Source organism: Achromobacter sp. AONIH1, from assembly GCF_002902905.1.
GTDB lineage: Bacteria > Pseudomonadota > Gammaproteobacteria > Burkholderiales > Burkholderiaceae_B > Achromobacter.
In genome coordinates this window covers 4,367,827-4,389,287 of record NZ_CP026124.1, presented here as the reverse complement: position 1 = coordinate 4,389,287, position 21,461 = coordinate 4,367,827, and the positions used below count along the sequence as shown (strand labels likewise).

General features: G+C 67.9%; 16 protein-coding genes. 13 read left to right on the top strand and 3 right to left on the bottom strand.

Features of this window, described 5'->3' with window-relative positions; translation table 11 throughout:
* Positions 1–12: 12 nt before the first annotated feature.
* The 12 genes from C2U31_RS20115 to C2U31_RS20060 are packed head-to-tail and all read left to right on the top strand — an operon-like array spanning position 13 to position 18,128.
* Positions 13–3,162 (top strand): SAM-dependent methyltransferase, encoded by a 3,150-nt coding sequence (locus C2U31_RS20115; RefSeq protein WP_103274396.1) that lies wholly within the window; start codon positions 13–15, stop codon positions 3,160–3,162.
* Between the two features lie 42 nt (positions 3,163–3,204).
* Positions 3,205–3,540, top strand: a complete 336-nt coding sequence (locus C2U31_RS20110) for a hypothetical protein (RefSeq protein WP_158658416.1) — start codon at positions 3,205–3,207, stop codon at positions 3,538–3,540.
* Positions 3,537–4,340, top strand: a complete 804-nt coding sequence (locus C2U31_RS20105) for a cupin-like domain-containing protein (protein WP_103274394.1) — start codon at positions 3,537–3,539, stop codon at positions 4,338–4,340. Before C2U31_RS20110 ends, C2U31_RS20105 begins: the two co-directional genes overlap by 4 nt.
* Entirely contained in the window at positions 4,337–6,367 is a 2,031-nt protein-coding gene (locus tag C2U31_RS20100; RefSeq protein WP_158658415.1) for an AMP-binding protein, read from the top strand. The genes C2U31_RS20105 and C2U31_RS20100 overlap by 4 nt, the downstream gene beginning before the upstream one ends.
* Entirely contained in the window at positions 6,364–9,171 is a 2,808-nt protein-coding gene (locus C2U31_RS30820; RefSeq protein WP_199770860.1) for a phospholipase D-like domain-containing protein, read from the top strand. Before C2U31_RS20100 ends, C2U31_RS30820 begins: the two co-directional genes overlap by 4 nt.
* A 24-nt stretch (positions 9,172–9,195) precedes the next feature.
* Positions 9,196–12,396: a PQQ-binding-like beta-propeller repeat protein gene (locus C2U31_RS20090; protein ID WP_158658414.1), complete on the top strand. Its 3,201-nt coding sequence runs from the start codon at positions 9,196–9,198 to the stop codon at positions 12,394–12,396.
* Positions 12,383–14,221 (top strand): carbamoyltransferase C-terminal domain-containing protein, encoded by a 1,839-nt coding sequence (locus C2U31_RS20085; protein ID WP_158658413.1) that lies wholly within the window; start codon positions 12,383–12,385, stop codon positions 14,219–14,221. Before C2U31_RS20090 ends, C2U31_RS20085 begins: the two co-directional genes overlap by 14 nt.
* Positions 14,218–14,895 (top strand): glycosyltransferase family 25 protein, encoded by a 678-nt coding sequence (locus tag C2U31_RS20080; RefSeq protein ID WP_158658412.1) that lies wholly within the window; start codon positions 14,218–14,220, stop codon positions 14,893–14,895. The genes C2U31_RS20085 and C2U31_RS20080 overlap by 4 nt, the downstream gene beginning before the upstream one ends.
* Positions 14,892–15,416, top strand: a complete 525-nt coding sequence (locus C2U31_RS20075; protein ID WP_103274389.1) for a hypothetical protein — start codon at positions 14,892–14,894, stop codon at positions 15,414–15,416. Before C2U31_RS20080 ends, C2U31_RS20075 begins: the two co-directional genes overlap by 4 nt.
* Positions 15,413–16,621 (top strand): cytochrome P450, encoded by a 1,209-nt coding sequence (locus C2U31_RS20070; RefSeq protein ID WP_103274388.1) that lies wholly within the window; start codon positions 15,413–15,415, stop codon positions 16,619–16,621. Before C2U31_RS20075 ends, C2U31_RS20070 begins: the two co-directional genes overlap by 4 nt.
* Entirely contained in the window at positions 16,618–17,619 is a 1,002-nt protein-coding gene (locus C2U31_RS20065; RefSeq protein ID WP_103274387.1) for a hypothetical protein, read from the top strand. The genes C2U31_RS20070 and C2U31_RS20065 overlap by 4 nt, the downstream gene beginning before the upstream one ends.
* On the top strand, positions 17,619–18,128 hold the full coding sequence (locus C2U31_RS20060) for a hypothetical protein (RefSeq protein WP_103274386.1): 510 nt from the start codon (positions 17,619–17,621) through the stop codon (positions 18,126–18,128). Before C2U31_RS20065 ends, C2U31_RS20060 begins: the two co-directional genes overlap by 1 nt.
* A 52-nt stretch (positions 18,129–18,180) precedes the next feature.
* On the opposite strand, the gene C2U31_RS20055 is transcribed toward C2U31_RS20060, so the two are convergent.
* A complete protein-coding gene (locus tag C2U31_RS20055; RefSeq protein ID WP_103274385.1) occupies positions 18,181–18,525 on the bottom strand; it encodes an antibiotic biosynthesis monooxygenase in 345 nt (114 codons plus the stop codon).
* A gap of 103 nt (positions 18,526–18,628) precedes the next feature.
* Positions 18,629–19,264, bottom strand: coding sequence for a glutathione S-transferase family protein (locus C2U31_RS20050; protein ID WP_103274384.1), 636 nt, complete (start codon positions 19,262–19,264; stop codon positions 18,629–18,631).
* A gap of 105 nt (positions 19,265–19,369) precedes the next feature.
* On the opposite strand from C2U31_RS20050, the gene C2U31_RS20045 reads away from it, so the two are divergent.
* On the top strand, positions 19,370–20,407 hold the full coding sequence (locus C2U31_RS20045) for a pyruvate dehydrogenase (protein WP_103274383.1): 1,038 nt from the start codon (positions 19,370–19,372) through the stop codon (positions 20,405–20,407).
* A gap of 55 nt (positions 20,408–20,462) precedes the next feature.
* Here C2U31_RS20045 and C2U31_RS20040 read toward each other — a convergent pair whose 3' ends face one another.
* Positions 20,463–21,443: a tripartite tricarboxylate transporter substrate binding protein gene (locus C2U31_RS20040; RefSeq protein ID WP_103274382.1), complete on the bottom strand. Its 981-nt coding sequence runs from the start codon at positions 21,441–21,443 to the stop codon at positions 20,463–20,465.
* Between the last annotated feature and the right edge of the window lie 18 nt (positions 21,444–21,461).

The following is a 21,461-nucleotide window of genomic DNA, read 5'->3' as shown; positions in this document are numbered from 1 at the left end:
CGGGAGCCGAGCATGTCCCTTGGATATCCTACCCGCAGCGAAGCCGATTCCGCGTGGATGGAACTGGCCCACCAGATCTATGCCGACATTCCCTCATTGAGCGACACCGCCGCCCGCGAACCGGCGACGGCGACCGGCGAGCTCACCATCATCGGATCCGGCATCGGCGTCATGGGCTTTACCCGCGACGCCGAGCAATACATCGACGACGCCGACCACGTGGTCTTCTGCGTGGCGGATCCCGCGACACAGGTCTGGCTGCGCGACCGGCGTCCCGACGCCATCGATCTATTCGCGCTCTACGACGACCGCAAGCCGCGCTATCACACCTACATGCAGATGACCGAGGCCATGCTGTACCACGTGCGGCGTGGCAGGCGCGTGGCCGCGGTGTTCTATGGCCACCCGGGCATCTTCGTGCTGTCGACGCACCGCGCCGTGGCGATCGCGCGGCGCGAAGGGCATCGCGCGCAGTTGCGGCCCGGCGTCTCGGCGCTGGACTGGCTCTGCGCCGACCTGGGGATCGACCCCGCCTACCCCGGCATGCAGACCTTCGAGGCCACCGACATGCTGTTGCGCCGGCGCGCCATCGACCCCGGCTCGCACGTGGTCCTGTGGCAGGTCGGCCTGATCGCCGAGATGGGATTTCGCCGCCGCGGCTTTCACAATCGCCGCTTCGACTATCTGGTCGAGTATCTGCGCGGCTACTACAAGCCCGATCACAAGATCGTGCACTACATCGCGTCCCGCTATCCGACCCTGCCGCCGGTAATCGAGCGCTACACACTGGACGAGCTCCTGAATCCGGAGGTTCACGCCCTGATCACCGGCATCTCCACGTTCTATGTTCCGCCGGCGCAGGCGCGCGCCGTGGACGTGGACTTTGCCCGCGAAGTCGGCCTGATCCAGCCAGGCCAGCATGTCGGCAAGCCGCGCCTGTCGCGCCCGCTGGACCGCTACGGCCCGCGCGAAATGCGCGCCATCGCGGCGCTCAAGGACTTCCGCCCGCCGGCCGACTATCACTTCCAGACCGACACGGCAGCGGCCCGCTTCCTGCTGGCCCTGTCCGAACAGCCCGAACTGCGCCGGCGCTTCGAGGCCAATCCGGAGCACGCCCTGGCCTCGTTTCCCGGTCTCAGCGCGGAAGAACGCAAGCAGCTGGCCAGCCGCCGCACCGCGCGCACCCAGCGGGCCGCGCGCGGCGCCGCCGTCAGCATCTCCCCCGGCGAGCAGTTCGTGATCGACCTGGAGACCAAGCCCGCCGTCGCCAACCAATGGATGCAACTGCTGAACACGGCCGTCAAGGCCAGTCCCAAGAACTGGCAGCCGGTCGAGGACTGGCTGTCGCAGAATTACCAGGGCCTGGCCCTGTCCGATGTGTCCGACGCGGTCGCCAGCACCCAGGCCTGGCTGCTGCTGATGTGGAACGGCGTCTACGCGACCAGCGGCAACCAGCCCCAGGCCTTGTTCGTGATGGCCGGCGCGCCGGGAGACGGCGTGGACACCAGCACCGTGACCAGCGGCACGGTCTATCTCAATGCCTCGCCGCTGTTCAAGGTGTCGTTCTCCGGCGGCCAGCTGACCTTCAGCCAGAAGGACGGCAATCCCTGCAATGGCTCGCTGACCTTCGCCAATCCGGGCGCCTCCACGCCGCAATCGGTGTCTGGCATGCTCTGGCAGGACAGCCAGGGCAAGCCCGCGTCGAACAACTTCACGGCCACGCTGCAACCGCTGCCCAGCAATCCGCTGTCTGTCTGGACGGGCGAGTACACCACCGTGTACACGGACAATCAACAGGCGGGGCCTGGGGTCGCGGTCTTTCTGCCGTCCACGGCCAATCCGTCTCCGGCACTCTACATCGACGGCCAGGAGATCAGCGGCACCACCTTCGTCAACCCGACCATCACGTGGTCGGGAGGACAGCTCAGCTTCGCGCTGAACGCCAGCACCACCGGCGCCCTGACCGTGAGCGGCAACATTGCCGGACGCCCCATCACCGGCAACACGGTGGCCAGCAGCGCGACGGGCTTCGCGGGCCAGTACGCGACCCAGCTCGTGGTGTCCGTCAAGGGCGCGAACGTATGGCAGCCGTTCTATCAGCTGGGTTTCACGGCGCCGGCCAGCGGTTCCACGACCTGCACGGCCTGGCTTGGCGCGCAGTCCTTCACCGCCCAGTTCTCCAACCGCCAGCTGACCTGGAGCAACGGCCCCTCGCAGATCCCGAACGGCCAGCTGTCGCTATCGGTGAACGCGCTGACCAATGCCGCCTGCTTTGTCGGGGTTACCTGGGCCAACGGCGCCACCAAGCCCACGTCGCCGAACTTCCAGGGCATCGCCTCGGCCAATTCCCCGGCCAACTTCGTCGGCAACTACAACACCACGCTGGACCAGCAGCCTGCACAGGTCCTGAGCATCGGCGGCGATCCCAATAGCATCCAGGTGACCTACGGCTCGGAGAAAGTGACCTACAGCTTCTTCACGGGTCAGTTGAGCGGCACCACGCCCAGCGGCTTGAAGCTGAACGCCGTATTCAAGTACGTGACCCAGGGATCGCACACCCCGCCGCAGTACGTCACGGCCTTCACCGGCACGCAGACCGTCAACAGCGCCCAGCACCAATGGGACTCCAGCCAGCTCAGCAACGACGCCCAGCAATGGCTGGGTACGTACAGCACGTTCCTGGTCGACGCCGGCAACGGCAGTCTGACCGCGGGCGGGCCGACGCTGACGCTCTCGGGGACCGCCAGCGCCTTCACCGTGCAGATCACCGTGAACGGGTCCACCACGACGCTGCAGAATCCGAAGTACCAGACCACCGGCAACACGCTGTACTGGTCGGGGGAGAACGTCAGCGGCGACAGCAGCTACAACAACGGCGCCATCTCGTTCTACCTCGATCCGCGCAAGCAGCAGCGCGCCTTCAAGGGAATCTTCTACGCCAACAAGCCCGCGCCGACCGCGATCAACTGGTATGGCACGCCCGCGGGCAACACCCCCAACCCGCCCTCGCCCGGCTTCCCGTGGTGGGGCTACCTGCTGATCGGCCTGGGCATCGGCGCCCTGGGCGTGGGCGGACTGTTGCTGTGGCGCGCCCGGGTGAGCGGCTACCAGCGGCTCGCGACCGACGACAGCATCGAAATGTGGGAAAAGAAATGCCAATGACGCCCGCCCGCCCCTAATCTGACTCATAGCCCGGACACTGACATGGCGAACACTCGACTGTTGGAAGGCGGTACCTGCCAGGACCTGGAAGACGATTTCGACGAACAATCCGAAGAATTCGACAATGCCTCGGACGATGCCAGCCTGAACAATCCAGAGGAGCTGGACATCGGCGACGATGTCGAGATTCCCGACGATCCCAACGTGGACGTCGACGTGGACGCCGATGTCGAGGCGGACATCGAGACCGAGGTCGACGTCGATGTCGACGTCGATGTCACGCTCGAAATGTTCCTGGAGGAGGATCTGGAACGCACCGAACCCGGCATCGACTTCGTGACCGGCGCGGAGGGACTCGACGGGGACGAACGTCCATGAGCGCCTATCCGGCCAAGATCCAGCGGCTGATGCGGACCTGGCGGGGCCCCTTCGACAGGGTCGAGATCCTGGAGCGCGCGCATACGCCGGACGAGGACATTCTCGCGCACTTCAACGGCGCGGCCCGGCCCGTCGTGGTGCGCGGCTACCTGGCCGGCACCCCGCTGGACGGCATCACCTTCGAGGACGTGCGGGCCAGGGCGGGCGCGCTCATGCTCGACCCGCGCTGGAAGCCCTCGCACATCTACAACACCATCGACAGCAGCGCCAATGACGCGCGGATCAGCCTGGACGACTATCTCGCCGCCGCTGTCCTGGGCGAGACGGTGCGCCAGGATCTCTATGTCCGATTCCGGAACCTGCGGGTGCCGCTGGAGTTCCGCAACGCGCTGGGCTTGCTGCGGCCGGCCTTCCTGCGTCCGCACGAGGTGCACCTGCCCTGCATCTGGATGGGCGCGGCGGGCTCGTGCTCCAACCTGCACACCGACCCGCAGGACAATTTCGTGCTGTGCGTCATCGGCCACAAGCGCTTCTGGCTGCATCCGCCCAGCGCGCTGCCGGACATCCAGGCCGAATCGGTGATGGGCAGCGCGTTCCTGCGCAGTCCGCTTGATCCCCGCGAGGCCGGCCATCCGGTGCCCACCGTGGCCCTGGATCTGTACCCCGGCGACCTGCTGCTCTTGCCCATGGGCTGGGCCCACTTCGTCGAATGCCTGGCGCCTGCCTTTACCTACAACTACTGGCTCGACCCGCGCGAAACGCCGTTCTTCGAGCGAGCCAGCACCGGGACGCGGCAATGAACCCAACACAGTCGCTGGACGCCCTGCTGGACTGGCGCGCAGAGAACCAACCCGATCTGCCCGCATTCGCCTTCATGGACAGCCGGCTCGACATCGTCGACACCGACAGCTACGCCACCCTGGCCCTCGCGGCCAGCCGGGTCGCCGCCGCCTTGCGCGCCGCTGGCGTGGCGCCGGGTGCGCCGGTGATCCTGGCCTGCGCGCCGGGCCTGGATTTCGTCCGCGCGTTCTACGGCATCCTGCGCGCCGGCGCGGTGGCGCTGCCCACGCAGCCGCCGACCGAGAAGAACGCCATCGCCAGGCTGGAGCACGTGGCCGCCGGCAGCGCGGCCACCTGGGGCATCGCCACCCGGGCGACGCTGGCCACGCGGGATCCGGCACTGCAGCCGGCATCGCTGCGCTGGCTGGCGGTGGAGGATTGCCTGGCCGGCCCGCCCGATGCCGGCCCGTCCGGCAACCGGCCGGACGCCATCGCGATCCATCAATACAGTTCCGGCACGGTCGGCGTGCCGCATGGCGTGCGGATTTCCCATCGCAACCTGTTGCACAACAGCGAGCTGATCCGTCGCGCGTTCGTGCATACCTCCAAGCAGCGCGGACTGGTCTGGCTGCCGCCCTATCACGACATGGGCCTGATCGGCGGCATCGTGCAGCCGCTGTACGCCGGCTTTCGCACGACGCTGATGGCGCCGCGCACTTTCCTGCGCTCGCCGCTGAACTGGCTGCGCGCGATCACGATGACCGGCGCGACCACCTCGGGCGGCCCCAACTTCGCCTACGAGTCCTGCCTGGCGGCCTCCGACGACGAGATCGAGCGCGCGAACCTGGACCTGAGCCGCTGGCTGGTCGCCTTCAATGGTGCGGAAACCGTCAACCCGGCCACGCTGCGGCAGTTCGCCACCCGGTTCCGCCGCTTTGGCTTCCGCATGGCGTCCTTCACCAGCTGCTACGGCCTGGCTGAGGCGACCCTGATCGTTTCGGCCAGCAGCCATCTGCACAAGCCGTCCCTGCTGGACGTGGACCGCAACGCGCTGGCCGCCGGCCAGATCCGGCTGACGACCAAAGCCGACCGCGAACACCGCAGGTTGGTCGGACTGGGCACGCCCTTGCAGGCGGTGCGCGTCATCAAGCAGGATGGCAGCGAGGCGTCGCCCTATGACGTGGGCGAGATATGGGTGGCCGGCGACAGCGTCGCCGAACCCGTGGGCGACGAGGATTCCGCCTTCCACGCACAGTTGCCGGACGATCCGGCCCAGTACGTCAGAACGGGCGACCTGGGCTTCGTCTACAAGGGCGAACTCTATGTGGTGGGCCGCAGCAAGGCCATCGTCATCGTTCGCGGCCGCAATCATCACGCCGAGGACATGGAAGCCAGCTGCCGGGCGCTGGAGCCGGCACTGGCGCAGATGGGCGCGGCCGCCTTCGGCGACGACGAGGCCGGCATCGCGGTGGTGCTGGAAGTCCCCCGCCGGCATCCCGACATGCCGGGCCTGCTGGAACGGGTTCGCGGCGCGCTGGCCGAGCAGCACGGCATCGCCGTCGACGAGGTCGTGCTGGTGCGCGAACGCAGCCTGGCGCGCACGCCCAGCGGCAAGATCCGGCGCAGCGCCGTGGCGGCCGCGCACCGGGCCGGACGCCTGAGCCCGCTGTCGTCCTGGCGCGCGCACTGCCAGGAAACGTCGCGCACCCGCCCGCCCCTGCCTGCCATGCCGGCCCTCGCCAGCCTGCCGCGCGAGACGGCCCTGGCGCAGATCCGCGACTGGCTGGCCGCGCTGCTGGCCGCGGAACTGAACATGCAGAAGGCGGACATCAATCCGGACACCCATTTCGGCGTGTACGGGCTGGATTCGTTCGCCGCGGTCAACCTCGCCATGCACATCGGGGATCAATCCCGCGTCGATCTGGAGGCCACCTTGTTCTGGGACTATCCCAATTGCACGATGCTGTCCGAGTTCCTGGTGGACCCGGCGCGGTTGGGGGCCGCCGAGCTGGCCGACGCCGCCCTGGCGACGGGAGCCGAGGCATGACGGCCCCCATCAATGTTCTGGCCATCGGCGACAACCGGGGCAACCTGGCGTTCGCCGACAGCGCCACCGGCGCCGTCCTGGGCACGGTCACACTGTCGCGCGGATACCTGTCCGCGCCCGGACTCGCCTGGAACGGCATACTCTACGCCGGGGAAAGCACCACCCAGTCGACGACGCTGCTGCACGCTTACGACCCCGCCGTTTCGCCGGTCGCCGACGGCTGGGCCAACACCGTATCGGTGAGCGGCAGCGTGGATGCCACGCCGGTGGTCATGGACGGCGTCCTGTGGTTCGCCACCAGCCAGGGCAACCTGATCAGCGTCAGCAGCCCGCAAAGCGCGTCGCCCGTGCTGGGCACGCCTGTCTATGTCTGCGGCAGCACGGCGCCGGGCAAGGTGTCGGCCCTGCTGTCGACGGGAGACCATCGCACGCTGGTGCTGGTCACCGCCAAGGGTCTGTTCGGCGCGGCCGTATCCGGCACGACGGCAACGGTGCTGTGGTCCACCCTGGGCGGGGTGGACCTGACGGTCGTGGCTCCCGCGCTGCTTGGCAACCAGCTGTTCGTGGCTTCGGGGTCGACGCTGTATGAGGTGACACTGGCGCCCAACGGCATACAAGCGCCCAAGGCCATCGAAGCCGAAGCCGCCATCGGCGTGCTGATCCCGTTGGACCAGGACCGCCTGCTGATGGGTAGCGTGAATGGCGCATACGTGCTGCTTGATACCGTAAATGAACAGAGCCTGGGCCGCTTCACCCTGTCCAGCAGCGCGGGCGCGGTGCCGTGGACGCGAGAACTCGGCCACAGCCTGCTGTCGTTCGCGACCAATGGCACGCTCACGCTCAATACGGTCAGTGTCGATCCCGACGGCACGCTGGACCCGACCCTGGCGTGGCACATGACCAGTCTCTCCAGCTTCATATCGCCACCCGTGCGGATTGGCGGGCTGGTCGCCGGCATAGGGACGGACGGCAAGCTCTACACCTACGATCTGCAGTCGCAAAACACGGTGCTGTCCGGCGCGGCCGTGCTGGCCAGCGGCGCTTCCTCGGCCGCGATGACCGCCATGGAAGTGATCCAGCGACCGAACAGCGCCAGCGTGACTTTCCTGCTCGACGGCGAAGAGTACTTCCCGACGATGCGCAACGTCTTGATCGCGGTGCTCAACGGGTCCTTCGCCACGCCGGCCAGCCTGCCCGCCGATGTCTCGTTCGAGGGCCTGATCAAGGCCATCGGCAGCGCCGGCCACAACGCCTACGTCATGATGTGGAACACATCCATCGCGTATGCGATGACCGACATCGGCAACTGGGCCAACACACAGATCGCCACGACGCTGGGCGCGGTGCTCTTCCAGAAGCTGTTCGATACCAACGGCGCATTCAAGGGCGACCATCGCCTGAACGCCCAGACCGCGCTGGGTCTCAAGGGGGCATCGAATGTGTCCGTCTACCTGGAAAACTACCAGGCGCAATGGCCGAACTGGTATCCCCTGCCTGCCGAACTCGGCTCGAACCACCAGAAGATCGTGATCGCCAGCGTCAACGGCACGCGCATCGCCCTGGTATCCGGCTTTAATACGATCACGCCCTCGTACTACGACAGCAAGGCCCACACCATGCTGGACCAGAGCGGCAACTACGACGGCGCCAGCTGGCACGATACCGGCCTGGCCCTGACCGGCCCCGCCGTCGATCTGATCGAAGCCGAATTCGACCGCCGCTGGTCCAAGGCCAACAGCAAGCCCGCGCCGTCCGGCAATACCTATGTCAAGGTGGCCAACTGGATGATCGCGCGCAACTCCATCATCGGCCCGGCCGGCACCCCGCCGCCGTATGTCTCGCCGCTGCCCTCGACCCCGCAGGTGCCCGCGCAAGTGGCCATCACCTGCAACGAACGGATGGACTTGAGCGGTTCGGCCTCCAAGCTCCAGGCGCTGCTGACGGACGTGCACCAAATCCTGGATCAGCTGATCGTCAACATCAACAAGGCCACGTCCTACATCTACTTCGAGAACTTCACCTTCACGTCCTCCGAGATCGTGGCGGCGCTGGCGGCCAGGCTGATCTCCCAGCCGGCCAGCTTCCGCGTCATCGTCATGGTGCCTCATCCGACCGTGAGCGAGTACCGCGACGACTTCACAATCGAACAGGGACAGTTGAAACTGATCCGCTATGCCTATGCCGCGCTGAAGCTCGCTTCGCAGGACTGGGACTACTACGCGCTGCAGGCCGGCGACATCATCACGAGTCAGGACACCACCTCGCTGAACTTCGATCCGCGCGGCATCGAATACACCACCGTGACCTTCACCAAAGGCGGGACAACGCGCCGGGTATGGATACACGAGGTCTGGAACATCCACGACAGCGCGACGCAACCGCAGGTCTGTTTCTGCTCCCCGGCGCGCTACTTCGCCACACCGCCGTCCGACACGGGCAAGGCGCTCCAGGGCCAGCCGGCCAACTACCGCGGCATCTACGTCCATTCCAAGCTCGCCCTGTTCGATGACCGCGTCGCGGTGGTGGGCAGCGCCAATTTCTCGCCCCGCAGCCTGCGCATGGACGGCGAAATGAGCGTCTTCATCAATGATTCCGCGACCGCCCTGGGCATCCGCCAGCGCCTGTTCCAGCACTGGGGCATGACGACGCCCTCGGCCTGGTGGAACGACGCCAACAGCTATGCGACAACCACGACGAACAGCGTTGGCGTGCTGCCGCTGCGCTACAGCGCGCTGCCCCAGAAGCCGGTCAGCTACACCTGGTCGTTCCTGACGACCTTTGTCGACCCCTCCCAATTCCTATGAGCCCCGCCGCTTGAAGGAGCGCCCGTGCCAATCGCATTCATCGGTGGGACTACGCGGCAGCAAGCCGTGCTGAATGCCGCGGCGGCCTTGCTGACCGACGCGCTGGGCTCGGCCACGACCTTGCCCGCCTCGCCCGCCTTGCAGGCCCTGTTCGGCGCCGGCACGTCGCCGGCCACCGTCAATGGCAACTACGCCGCCGTGCTCGCCCGGATCGGCACGTTGACCATCACTTTTGACCTGACCAAGCCGCTGTCGGTGCAGATGATGGACGGCATCTGCATGCAGATCGTCAATTCCACCACCACGACCGACACCGCCCAGGTCCTGGACGCCTGCTGGCAGCAGGTGTATCTGGATTCCGCGTCCGGCACCATCGCGCTGGCGGCATCGTTGATGCATGAGTTGGGCGTGGCATATGCCGGACTGCTCGATTTCGAGGGATCCTCCAGCCTGTCGGGCGCCCAGGCCCTGGCGGCCAGCGATCCGGCATCCGCCTCGGTCAGCGCGATGAACTACGTACAGGCGCTGTACCCGCTGCTGGAACTGCCGCCGCCACCGCCAGCCCCCGGCGGCATCGCGATCCCGACCGTCGGCACGCTGCTGAACTTCTATCAGACGGTCGACGGCAGCGTGCTCCCGGGCATGGCTCCGCTGGTGCAATCTCCGGTGACCGCGCCACCGCTGGGATACGGCCGCCTGGCGATGTTCGGCGAAAGCGGCGCGCAGATGTCCGCGCTGCATGCCTACGATACCTACCAGGGCCAGGACCTGTGGACCTACAGCGCGCCCATCGTCAGCGGCCCGGTGGACGCGACGCCGGTCGCCACCGGCAACACGGTGTGGTTCTGCACCGGCCAGGGAAACCTGGTCTCGGTGGACATGACCACCCCCGCCACGCCCGGGGTCCAGTCCGCGCTCACCTTCATGAACGCCGCCTCGCAATCGAAGGTGACCGCCACCCTGCTGGGCAGCGATGGCGCCACGCTGTACGCGGTATCCAGCATGGGCGTCTATGCGCTGACGCTGGGTTCGCAACCCGCCATCAAGTGGAGCGCGCGCACCAGCACCGACTTCTCCGCGTGCGGCGCCACGCTCGCCGCCGGCCTGCCGTTGGCCGCGGCCGGCAGCACGCTCTACGGCTTCAACGCCGACGGCTCCAGCTGGACGCTCGCGCGGCCCGCCGCCGTCACCCTGCTGGCCAGCCCCGGATCCGGACAGGCGCTGCTCAATGGCCAGGGCGACAGCTTCGACGTGGTGGATACCGCCACCAAGGCCGTCGCCGCCAATGTGGTCCCCCCCGGCATCACGGGCATCGATTTCTCCAAAGTGCTACTGGTGGGCGACCGGCTCGTCGTGCCCGCGCGCTCGGGCCAGCTGGCGGTGTATGCCTGGACCTTCATCGACCTGCCCGGCACCTGGTGGCAGTGCTGGTCCGTGACCTTGTCGCAGCCGCTCTCGGCCACGCCGACGCTGTGGGGCACGACGCTGATGGTGCAGGACGGCGCGGGCAATCTGTCGGCCTTCGATCTGTACACGGGCGCGCGGCGCTGGCGGCAGACCGGCACCGCGACCGCCAGCGCCGCCCTGGGCGCCAGCGCGATGGTGAACGAAGCCGACGCGGCGCTCTATCCCCAGGGCAATTTTGCCGGCACGCCCGCGCTGGTCAGCGCCCTGCCCTCGCCCCTGCCCGCCATCGCCAGCGCCATGCCCGGGCCGTCCGGCTCCTACGCGCTGCCCAGCGCCTCGGGCACGACCGGCGGCGAGATCTACCTGCCCAGCGCCGCGCTGGCCTTGTCCCCGGCGCCGACCGCGATCGCCGGCTGGGGACCGGACCAGGTCGGCGCCCTGCTGACCCAGCAAAGCCTGCCCTACAACGGCGTGACCACGCGCGCCTGGGTCAGGGCCGCCACAATCAACTGCCTGGGCACCTGGTTCGTGCGCGACAGCGCCAACGCCGTGTTTGGTCCCAACGTGGCGATGATCGACTTCAACGGCAGCTCGCTGCCGCTGGCCTCCAGCGTGACGGCGGTGGTGGCCGTCGGCGGCAATGGCTCGCCCGTGCCCGCGGGCGTGCAGACCGCCCTGGCCATGTCCGGTTCCACCGCCCAGGACACTTTCCAGCTCTATCCGGGCGATCTGGACTTCACCGAACGGGTCAACATCAACGCCGCCACGCTGGCCCAGGCCCAGGCCACGCTGGGCACGATCGTGCGCAGCCGGGGGATGACGACGCCCAATGTCCCCGGCATCCTGGCGCAGCTGGTCGAGCTGAAGTTCGGCATCTACCCCTATCCATTCCAGGCCACGGGCAGCAGCGACGTCGGCCCCAAGGGCGCGCCCATCGCCTGGACTCCGGCCCAGATCACGGCCGGCCAGATCACGGGCACGCGCACGGACACCGGGCAGTCCGCCACCATCGCCTGGGCCGACGCCAGCAGCAATCCGGGCTGGATCAAGTTCGACTGGATCTTCTCGAACCCGTCTCAGCAGATCGTGATGAACACCAGCAACGTGCTCGACCCGACCTGGCAGGATCCGGTGGGCAACATCACCACCATGGACGGCGCCCAGGACGCCTTCCTCCAGGAGATCTACCTGGACACCCGCCAGGAATCGCTGGTCGCGAGCCTGTACGCCGCGATCGGCGCCGACCTGCGCGCGTACTACCTGGCGCAGCTGGCGCTGGAAGTGAAGAAGTTCGGCACGCCGGGCAAGGCCAAGTACAACCTGGGCAAGGTCGCCAAGCGCCTCTACAACCTGACCCGCATGTCCGGACGGCTGCTGGACGCCGTCTATCTGCAAAGCCTGTTCTCGGCGCCGATCGCGCTGGTCTACCAGATATGGAGCCGCATCAAGGGCGTGGGCGAGGCCGCCACCGAAACCTCCATTCCGGTGGCTCAGATCAGCGCCCAGACCCAGGCACTGCTGACGGCCTTGCAGGCGCAGCAGGGCCTGGACGCCACCTCCAGGCAACAAGTCGCGACAGACCTGCAAGCCATCATCACGGCGCTGGCCGCCAATCCGCTGCCTTCCAATTTCGGCGCCTTGATCGACAAATGCCAGCTTGACTGCCTGACCTGGGTCAATTCGGTCTTCAACTCCATGCTGCGGGCCAATGCCGGCCTGCAGGCCTACATCGATTCGCTGGTGGCCCAGAGCGTCACCGCCGGCGACGTCGCCCGCAGCCATCCACGCATCTACGAGGGTCCCGATGACTGGTCCTGAAACCACGCCCGATACGCCCCGGCACAGCGCGGCAAACGTGCTGGGCCTTTGCTCCACCGGCCATGGCGCCGCCGCGGCCCTGGTCTCCGCCCGCCACGGGGTGCGCGCCCTGACGCTGGACCGCTACACCGGCTGCAAGCATTCGCTGCTGTTCAGCCGGCGCGAGCTGACCGACATCCACAGCGGCGAGTCCGACGTGGACCACGCCATCCGCGACGCGCTCGACTATTCATTCAACGGCTTTCCGCCGTCATTCATCTCCGAGGACGCGCTGCTGCCATTCGTGCGCCACCTGCTCGGCGGCCTGCCGCTGGGGCCGGAGGACATCGACATGATCGTCACCGCCGACTGCCACTTCGCCTTCAACTGGGGACGCGTCGGCACGCTGCTGGAATGCCTGTTCCCCAATGCCGAGGTCGTGCGCGGCCTGGAACACCACCAGATCCATCAATGGCAGGCTTACCTGCCCAGTCCGTTCGAGCGCGCCGCCGTGCTGACCGCCGACGAGAGCGGCGAGGATCTGGGGCGCATGGACGAATCGCGGATCGCCATGACCCTGAGCCATGCGCATGGCCTGAGGATGGAGGTCTTGCAGGAACACCTGCATCCCGGTAGCAGCCCCGGACTGCTGTACGCCGAATTCTCGCGCCATCTGGGGTTCTACGCGGGCGACGAAGGCAAGACCATGGGCCTGGCTTCCTATGGCCGCGACACGCTCTACCGCAAGCTGCGGCCGGCGCTCGGGCTGCACGAGGACGGCTCGTTCTCCTTCCCGCCGGCGGCCGAATACCTGCCCCAGGTCGCGCGCTACGCGCCACGCCGCGAGGATGGCGCGCTGCTGCCCGGACATGCCGACATCGCTTTCGCGATCCAGCGCATGATCGAGGAGATCATGCTCAACGCGGCCGGCGCGCTGCGCCGCCGCCTGCCGGACGTGGACGCCATCTGCCTGGCCGGCGGCGTGGCGCTGAACAGCTGCGCGAATCAGCGCATCGCCGACGAGGCGGGGTTTCGCCAGCTCTACATCGCGCCCAACCCCGGCGACAACGGCCATGCGCTGGCCTGCGCGCTGTATGGCGCCCAGATCCTGGCGGGACATCCGCGCGCGCCGGTGGCCACCGACTACCTCGGCCCGCCCGCCGAGACTTCGCAGGCGCTGGAACGCACGCTGGCCGACCACGGCATCTCGACGCGCCAGGCCAGCGCGCAAGACATCGCGGCCCTGCTGGCCGAGGGCCGCATCCTGGGTCTGTTCCAGCATGGTTCAGAGCACGGGCCGCGCGCCCTGGGCAATCGCAGCATCCTGGCCGACCCGCGCAGCCCGGCCATGACCCATATCGTGAACGCCCGCATCAAGCATCGCGAACTGTTCCGGCCGTTCGCCCCGGTGGTCCTCTACGAGCAGGCGCGGCAATGGTTTGACCTGGGCGAGGCCGGCGATGACGAAAGCCCGTTCATGCTGCGCGTGTTCCCCGTCCGGGAAGCGCTGCGGGACCAGCTCGGCGCCATCACGCACGTGGATGGCACCGCGCGCGTGCAGACGCTGCGCCGTGAACACAATCCGTGGCTGTACGAGATCATCGAGGCGTTCGGCGCGCTCACCGGCGTGCCGGTGCTGCTGAACACGTCGTTCAATCTGGCGGGCAAGCCCATCGTCGAGACCGCCGCCGACGCGATCGAATGCTATCGGTCCTGCGGCATGGATGGCCTGCTGCTCGGGCAGCGGCTGACGCTCAAGCCGCAAGCCACGGCCCACCCGGATCCGCAGGCGTCCGAGGAATTCGACGAGCTGCAGCGGCTGGTGTCGCACCTGAGAGCCGCATGATGGCGGGCCATTTGGGGCTGCCCTGCGGCGTCTATTGCATCAGCCTGCCGCGCAGCGGTGCGCGCCGCCGGCATATGGAAAGGCAATTCGGCCGCCTGGGCTGGCCGGCGACCTTCGTCGACGCGGTGGAAGGCGCGGATCTCGACCTCGACGCCATGCGAGGCGCCGGCGAGCTGCATCCGCAGAATGAAGGACTGTCCGGCCCCATGTCGCACGCGGAAGTGGGCTGCGCGCTGTCCCATGCCCACGTCTGGCGCATGCTGTGCCAGTCCGACCGGCGCTATGGACTGGTGTGCGAAGACGACCTCGTGCTGCCGCCCTCGCTGGATCTGTGGACGCTGCTGCGCGGGCTTCCTGGCGATGGCGACCTAGTCTACCTGCATTATCTCAACGACGAGACGCTGGCCTCGATCCGGCCCGCCTTCAATCCCGAGCGGGACACGCCCGTTCGCCGGGCTGGCGCCCTGTCGGTCTACGAGGCCTGGTCCTGTGGCGGCGCCAGTTGCTATCTGGTGACCCAGCGCGGCGCCCGCAAGCTGCTGGAACATCTGCGCGGCATGCGCTATCCCAGCGACGGCTTGCTGGCCAGGCTGACCGCCAGCGGCCAGCTGCGCGCCTACGCGCTCTGGCCACGGCCGGTGGCCATCCACCCCTTCGAGTCAACCATCCGATGACGACCCTGGACGCCCCGGTGGCCCACGTGGGCAGCGATGCGCTGTCGCCACAATTGCGCGCGCTCGCCGCCCGCCTGGTGGGCGCCGCGCCCACCGACATGACCGACGTGGTCCGCTCCCTGCGCGCGCAGGCGCCGGTGCCCGCCGCGCGGGCCTTCCGCTGCCGGCTGGAACCGCAACTGTGGCGCGATATCGGCGCCCTGGCGAGCGGACAGACCCGCGCCACGGCGCTGGCCCTGGTCGACCTCGCCAGGGCCATGCTGGCGCTGGACCCGCACGCCCGAGAACGCACGCGCACCTACAGCCGGCGCTGGCGCATCCAATCCTCGGAAGACCTGCGCGCCATGCTCGCGCGCATCGACAGCGTGGCGGAAGCGGCGATCTACCTGGCCAGCTTCAAGCCCCGCGGGCTGATCGTCACGCTGCCGTTCGGACTGGCCGCCGAGATCCTGCTGCGGGCGCACGGCGAACGGCCGCGCGACGATGGCGCCCTGCTCGACTGGCTGGAGAACGGATCATGAATGACATGCGCTTCAACCCCTTTGCCAAGGATTTCTCGGCCGCGCCCTATGCCCACTACCGGGACTTGCGCGAGCAGGATCCCGTGCACAGGAGCGCCATGGGCATCTGGGTGCTGACCCGCTATGCGGAAGTCAGCCAGGTCTTGCGCGATCCTTCATACAGCTCGGAAGTCTCGCGCTGGCCCGGTTTTGCCCAGCGCTACCGCTCGCGCCCCGGCGTGGCGTGGCTGCTCACGCACTCCGTGCTGAACCGCGACGAGCCGGATCACAAGCCGCTGCGGCGGGCCATCATCCAGGCGTTCAGCCCGGCCAGCGAAGGACGCCTGGCGCGGATGATCGATGACATCCTGGACCAGCGGCTGAACGCGCTGGACGGCGACCAGGATTTCGATGCCGTCGGCGACTTCGCGCTGCCCGTGCCCGTCAGCACGGTCTGCCGCGTATTCGATGTCGCCTCCGCCGACCAGGCCCGGGTCAAGGCCTGGTCCAACCAGGTGGCCTCCTTGATCGAACCGCTGCCCGCGGCCCCGGTGCTCGGTGATGCCGCGGCCGGCATCGCCGCGTTCAAGGAATATCTGCGCGAGAAAATGGAATGCCCCGAGGATGCCGGACTGGCGGGCGATCTGATGCGTTCCATGCAGGAGCATCCCGTCGGGCTCGAGGACGCGCTGGCCAATCTGGTGCTTATGTTCCCCGCCGGACATGAGACCACCGTCAATCTCATCGGCAACGGCCTGCTGTTGCTGCTGCGCCATCCCGAGCAGCGACGCCTGCTGCGGGAGCAGCCCGATCTCTGGCCCAAGGCCATCGAGGAAATATTGCGTGTCGAATCGCCCCAGCAGATCGCCTGGCGGGTGGCGACGCAGGACCACGAACTGGCGGGCAAGCGGATTGCCGCCGGCGACCAGCTCATGCTGGTGCTGGGCGCGGCCAACCGGGATCCCGAGGTCTTCGAGGATCCCGAGCGCTTCGACATCACCCGCACGAACAACAGGCACGTGGCCTTCGGCCTGGGACGCCATGCCTGCCTGGGCGGCTGGTTTGCCCGCATGCAGGGCCAGCGCGCGCTGCAGGCCATCGTCGCGCGCTTTCCCCGCCTGTCGCTGGCGGGCGCGCCGCTCTGGCATCCCACGGTCAGCTTCCACGGTCTGCGGCATCTGCCGGTGACGCAGACTCCCGCCTTCCCCAACGGAGGACAGCAATGAAGCGCTTGCGCGTGCTCATCATGACCGGCTTCGAAACCCTGACCGGCTTCATGCTGCCCATGGAACACCGCTCCATCGTCTGGGGGCTGGACGAGCAGAACATCGAATGGCACCTGTACAACCCATGGAACCCGCTGCCCCGGCTCGACCGCTATGACGCGATGTACGTCTCGGTCTACCGATACTACAACCGCAACTATGTCTACTACGGCGCGCGCCGGGAAGCGGAACTGCTGGCCCGCGGCTTTCCCGTCATAGGCACTGTCGAGAACGCGCACAGCCTGCATTCCTTCTACCTGAGCCGCTGGGCCGATGCCGGCATCGAATGCGCGAAGTACCAGCATTTCTCGGCCTTCGAGGACATCACCGACCTGACGTACCCGCTGGTGCTGCGGCGCGACGGCATGCATCGGGGGTCGGGCATGTATCTGGCGCGCACGCCCGAGGACGCGCAGCGCACCATCGAGACCCAGCGCCGGCTCGCCCTGCAGACCTATCCGGACGCGAAGGGCATGCTGCCCCTGAATCTCGCCATCGAGTTCGTCGAGACCGAGCGCTCCGGGCTCTACTTCCACAAATTCCGCAGCTATGTCGTGGACGATGAGGTGATTCCCGCCCACTTCATGCGCTCGATATCCGCCTTCGTCAACTACAAGGATGCGGCCCTGTGGGCGCAGACCTGCTCGATGGACGAGGTGTTCCGCCTGGAGGGCGAGCCGCATCCGGAACGCGTGTTGGCGGCGGCCCGGGCGGTGGGCCTGGACATCATCGCGCTGGACTACAGCCGCCTGCCCGACGGGCGCTACGTCTTCTGGGAAGGCAATCGGGTGCGCGCGACCGCCGGCGACTCGCACGTGGCCTGGCTGGGCATCCGCGACACCGACATGCGCTACGGTGCCTCGGTCGCCCGCCTCATCCGGCGCCGTGCCCGCCAAGCCGACCCGGCCAGGCCGGCCGTGCCGTTCGCACAACCGGCCGCCGCCAGCTTCCTGCGCTGATGGACACGCCGCCGCCGGAGGCGCTGGCTCTGTTGCGCGAACTGCGCGGCGCCTTCATCCACGGTGACTGGACGGCCTTGCGCGCCACGTTCGCGCATGCGCAGTTCAGCATCAAGGGCAGCGCGACCACGGTCGAATCGTTCCAGCGCTTCCTGCATGTCCGCCGGTTCGTGCTGACGGATCTGGTGCTGGAACGCGTGCTGGACCTGCGGGCGCGGGACGACGCGCTGGTCCTGACCGGCCGCTACGCCCTGATCGGACAACGCGGCACGCAAGCCAGCCGCGACGGCATCATTTGCGACGCCACCCTGTCGCTGGCCCGCAGCGGCGCCCTATGGCTGGTGACCAGCCTGCATGCGGTCTGTCCGCCCGAACGCGCCCTCTGGCACAACCGGCCGAATGCCGAAGCCCCCATCGACTACGCCGACGCGTCGGCCAGCGATGGCGATGCCCTGGCCGCCCAGGGCATCGTGGCCGGCTGCCCGTGGCGCTGGCGGGCGGATGCATGATGCTCAGTGCGCCTCGCGCCCGCCAGCCCTGGGGCGCTCAAGCCGCACGAGGTCATGCCCCGGGCAGCACCAGGTCATCCACGCGATAGGTATGGAATTCGCTCGTGGACACCTCGTCGAGCCGGCGGAATTTCTCCAGGAATACCGGATCGGAAAAGAACTCGTCCACCTTGTTCGCGCCGGAAATGGCCTCGATGTTGACCACGGTCTTGCCGTCGGTGCTCTTGGACAGATTGCTCCACAGGAAGCCCTGCTTGGTGCGGGCGACGTAGTGCACCACGTCCTGGATGGCGCTGAAGGCTTGCTCCTGCTTGCCGGGATGGGCATGGATGACGTTGACGATGAAGACGGTGGGCTGGGGGCCGGCAACGAAGGCGGCGACGTGCGGGGATGTCATGGTCTGGGTTCCTTAGGGGTGATGACGGACGGCAGTGTGCGCCCGGGAACCCGTTGGAAAAAGCAGCCGGCGGGCGCAACATTGCGGACAGTTCCGTCCTCAATCACCCGCCCTGGTTTGCCCTCACCGCCGCCTGGACCGCCGGCCTGGCCTCGATGGCCTCCAGCCACCGGCCCACGTGCTCGAACGGCGCGATGTCCAGCTGCAGCTCCTCAGCCGATCTCAGCCATGAAAAGGCGGCGATGTCCGCGATCGAGTAATCCGGTGTGGCCAGATGGCGCGATTCGCCCAGCCGCCGGTCCACCACGTCCAGCAGGCGCAGCGACTCCTTGCGGTAGCGCTCGATCGCCTCTTCGTTGCCGCTTTTGGAGCCATGCAGGAACCACCAGAGCTGCCCCAGCATGGGGCCGATGCCGCCGATCTGGAAATGCAGCCATTGCTGCACCGCCAGCTGTCCGGCCAGCGTGTCCGGCTGCAGATGGCCGGTCTTGTTGCTCAGGTACGAAAGAATCGCGCCCGATTCGAACACCGTCAGCCCGGCCTCGTGGTCGACGATGGCGGGAATCTTGCCGTTCGGGTTGATCTTCAGGTATTCGGGCCGCTTTTGCTCGCCCGCGCCCAGGTCCACGGGATGACGCTGGTGTGCCAGGCCCGCCTCATGCAGGTAGATGCCGACCTTCAGGCCGTTGGGCGTATTGGCCGTGTAGAAGGTGATGGGATGTCGGTTTTCGGCTGCCATGGCGCGCTCCGGTTTGATTGCGTGAAATACTTGCCGCTACAATAGTTGCAAATGCAATTCTAATCAAAGCACGCACCGCCGTGTGCATCCGCCGAGCAAACACACATGTCCAGCCACACGCACAATGGGCCCCGACCTTCGGCCAGCACCCGCGCCGCCGCACAGGCGTGCCTGGCGCGCATGGCCGCCCGCCGTTCCGGCGCGGCGCATCAAGCACGGGAGTCGCCGGCCGCGATGGCTCGGGGACTGGCGCGCACGCTGCTCGCGGAAGCCGGGGACGCCAGCCACCTGTCGCTGGTCAAGGGCCCCGGCGCGGACGATGTGCCCGACGCGGGCCTCGCGGCGGCCTGGCCGCTGCGCTTCGGCGGCGCGGAGCCAGGCCATGAAAAACCGCTGCTGTATTTTTTGCGCGCCAGCGCCGCCAGCGCGCTGCGCGCGGCCTGCTGGGAAACGCAGGATCGCGGCATCATCCTGAACCTGGCGGAAACCACGCCGTCGCGCTGGACCAAGGGCGTGATGCCCGATGTGCCGGTCTGGCTCAATGCCTACCTGCCCTGCACGCCGTATGACCCGGCATCGGCCGACGAGGCCCGCGCGATCCTGCGGGGCGCGCTGCAAGCCCTGTATGTGGATGGTGACGCCGGCTGCTGCTACCTGACGCTGCATGGCGATGACGCGGGCGCGGATCCGCTCAGCGAGCCGGACGCGCAAGCCGCTTGGCGCGGGATGTACCGCATCGGCCCGGCGTCGGCCGACGCGCGGATCCGGCTGTGCGGCGCGGGCAAGGCCTTGTCGCGCGTGATCCAGGCGGCCGGGTGGCTGCGCCGTGACTGGGGCATAGACAGCGAGATCTGGAGCTGCCCCAGCTATACGCGCCTGGCGCGCGACGCCGGCGCCGCCGACCGCTGGAACGGGCTCAACCCCCTGATGACGCCCCGGACCTCGCATCTGGACGCCTGCCTGAACGGCGATGCGCGCCCCGTGCTCGCGGTCACGGACTACCACCAGCCCATCGCCGGCCAGATCGGCGCCCATGTGCGGGCGCCTTTCGTGGCGGTGGGCGCCGACTCGCAGGCCCGCGAGCATGCCAGGCCCGCCGACGCGCAGTGGCTCGTCGCCATGGCGCTGCGGATGCTGGGCTGATCCGGTCGCGCAGTGCGCAGGCGGTCCGCTTGCGCACCGCCTGCCCTGGCCCCGCTCAGTCGATCGACGCGCCGGCGGTCTTCACCACCTTGCCCAGCCGCTCGTATTCCTCGGCGCCGAAGTCCTTCAGGCCGGCCCGCGTGGTCGGCGACGGAATGGCGCCGCGCGATTCCAGCATCTTGCGCACCTCGGGCTTCTGCAGCACCTGGTTGAGGGCGGCGTTGAGCTTGTCCAGCACGGCGACCGGCGTGCCCTTGGGCGCGTACAGGCCGTCCCAGGCGTAGAACTCGTAGCCTTTCACGCCCGCCTCGCTGACGGTGGGAATGTCCGGATTGGACGCCACCCGTTCCGGCGTGGTCACACCCAGCGCGCGCAGCTTGCCGGCGGCGATCTGGCCCGAGACGTTGGGCATCACGTCGATCATGAACGAGATGCGGCCGCCCAGCAGGTCGGTCATGGCCGCGCCGCCGCCCTTGTACGGGATGTGCATGACCTTGATGCCCGCCATCTGGTTGAGCAGTTCACAGGCCAGGTGCGACGAGGTGCCGTTGCCGGCCGAGCCGCAGGTCAGTTCGCCCGGACGCGACTTGGCGTAGGCGATCAGCTGCTCCAGGGTCTTGAAGCGTTCATCGGCGCTGTTCACCACCAGGGCCGCGGCGATGATGGTGAAGCGCGACACCGGCTCGAAGTCGCCCGGCGCGTAGCCAGGACTCTTGTAAAGCCAGTGATTGGTGGCCTGCGTGCCGTTGGTGCCATATGCCAGCGTGTAGCCGTCGGGATTGGCGCGCGCGGCGATGGACGTGCCGATATTGCCGCCGGCGCCCGGCCGGTTTTCCACGATGATGGTCTGGCCCAGCTCGCGTCCCAGCGGTTCGGCCATCAGCCGCGCCAGCGTGTCGCCGCCGCCGCCGGCCGCGAAGGGCACCACCAGGGTGATGGCGTGGGTGGGCCAGGCCGGCTCGGCCTGGGCCGTACAGAACGCCAGCGACGCGCAGGCGGCGGCGACCGTTCCGATCAAGCTCTTGTAGGGTTTCAAGTTTGTCTCCTGTTCAAT

What these genes read in the sequence shown, in the direction of transcription:
- C2U31_RS20060 (WP_103274386.1), top strand. Translation starts at nt 17,619, where the DNA reads ATGGACACGCCGCCGCCGGAGGCGCTGGCTCTGTTGCGCGAACTGCGC.
- C2U31_RS20045 (WP_103274383.1), top strand. Translation starts at nt 19,370, where the DNA reads ATGTCCAGCCACACGCACAATGGGCCCCGACCTTCGGCCAGCACCCGC.
- C2U31_RS20115 (WP_103274396.1), top strand. Translation starts at nt 13, where the DNA reads ATGTCCCTTGGATATCCTACCCGCAGCGAAGCCGATTCCGCGTGGATG.
- C2U31_RS20105 (WP_103274394.1), top strand. Translation starts at nt 3,537, where the DNA reads ATGAGCGCCTATCCGGCCAAGATCCAGCGGCTGATGCGGACCTGGCGG.
- C2U31_RS20110 (WP_158658416.1), top strand. Translation starts at nt 3,205, where the DNA reads ATGGCGAACACTCGACTGTTGGAAGGCGGTACCTGCCAGGACCTGGAA.
- C2U31_RS20085 (WP_158658413.1), top strand. Translation starts at nt 12,383, where the DNA reads ATGACTGGTCCTGAAACCACGCCCGATACGCCCCGGCACAGCGCGGCA.
- C2U31_RS20070 (WP_103274388.1), top strand. Translation starts at nt 15,413, where the DNA reads ATGAATGACATGCGCTTCAACCCCTTTGCCAAGGATTTCTCGGCCGCG.
- C2U31_RS20065 (WP_103274387.1), top strand. Translation starts at nt 16,618, where the DNA reads ATGAAGCGCTTGCGCGTGCTCATCATGACCGGCTTCGAAACCCTGACC.
- C2U31_RS20050 (WP_103274384.1), bottom strand. Translation starts at nt 19,264, where the DNA reads ATGGCAGCCGAAAACCGACATCCCATCACCTTCTACACGGCCAATACG.
- C2U31_RS30820 (WP_199770860.1), top strand. Translation starts at nt 6,364, where the DNA reads ATGACGGCCCCCATCAATGTTCTGGCCATCGGCGACAACCGGGGCAAC.
- C2U31_RS20080 (WP_158658412.1), top strand. Translation starts at nt 14,218, where the DNA reads ATGATGGCGGGCCATTTGGGGCTGCCCTGCGGCGTCTATTGCATCAGC.
- C2U31_RS20055 (WP_103274385.1), bottom strand. Translation starts at nt 18,525, where the DNA reads ATGACATCCCCGCACGTCGCCGCCTTCGTTGCCGGCCCCCAGCCCACC.
- C2U31_RS20100 (WP_158658415.1), top strand. Translation starts at nt 4,337, where the DNA reads ATGAACCCAACACAGTCGCTGGACGCCCTGCTGGACTGGCGCGCAGAG.
- C2U31_RS20075 (WP_103274389.1), top strand. Translation starts at nt 14,892, where the DNA reads ATGACGACCCTGGACGCCCCGGTGGCCCACGTGGGCAGCGATGCGCTG.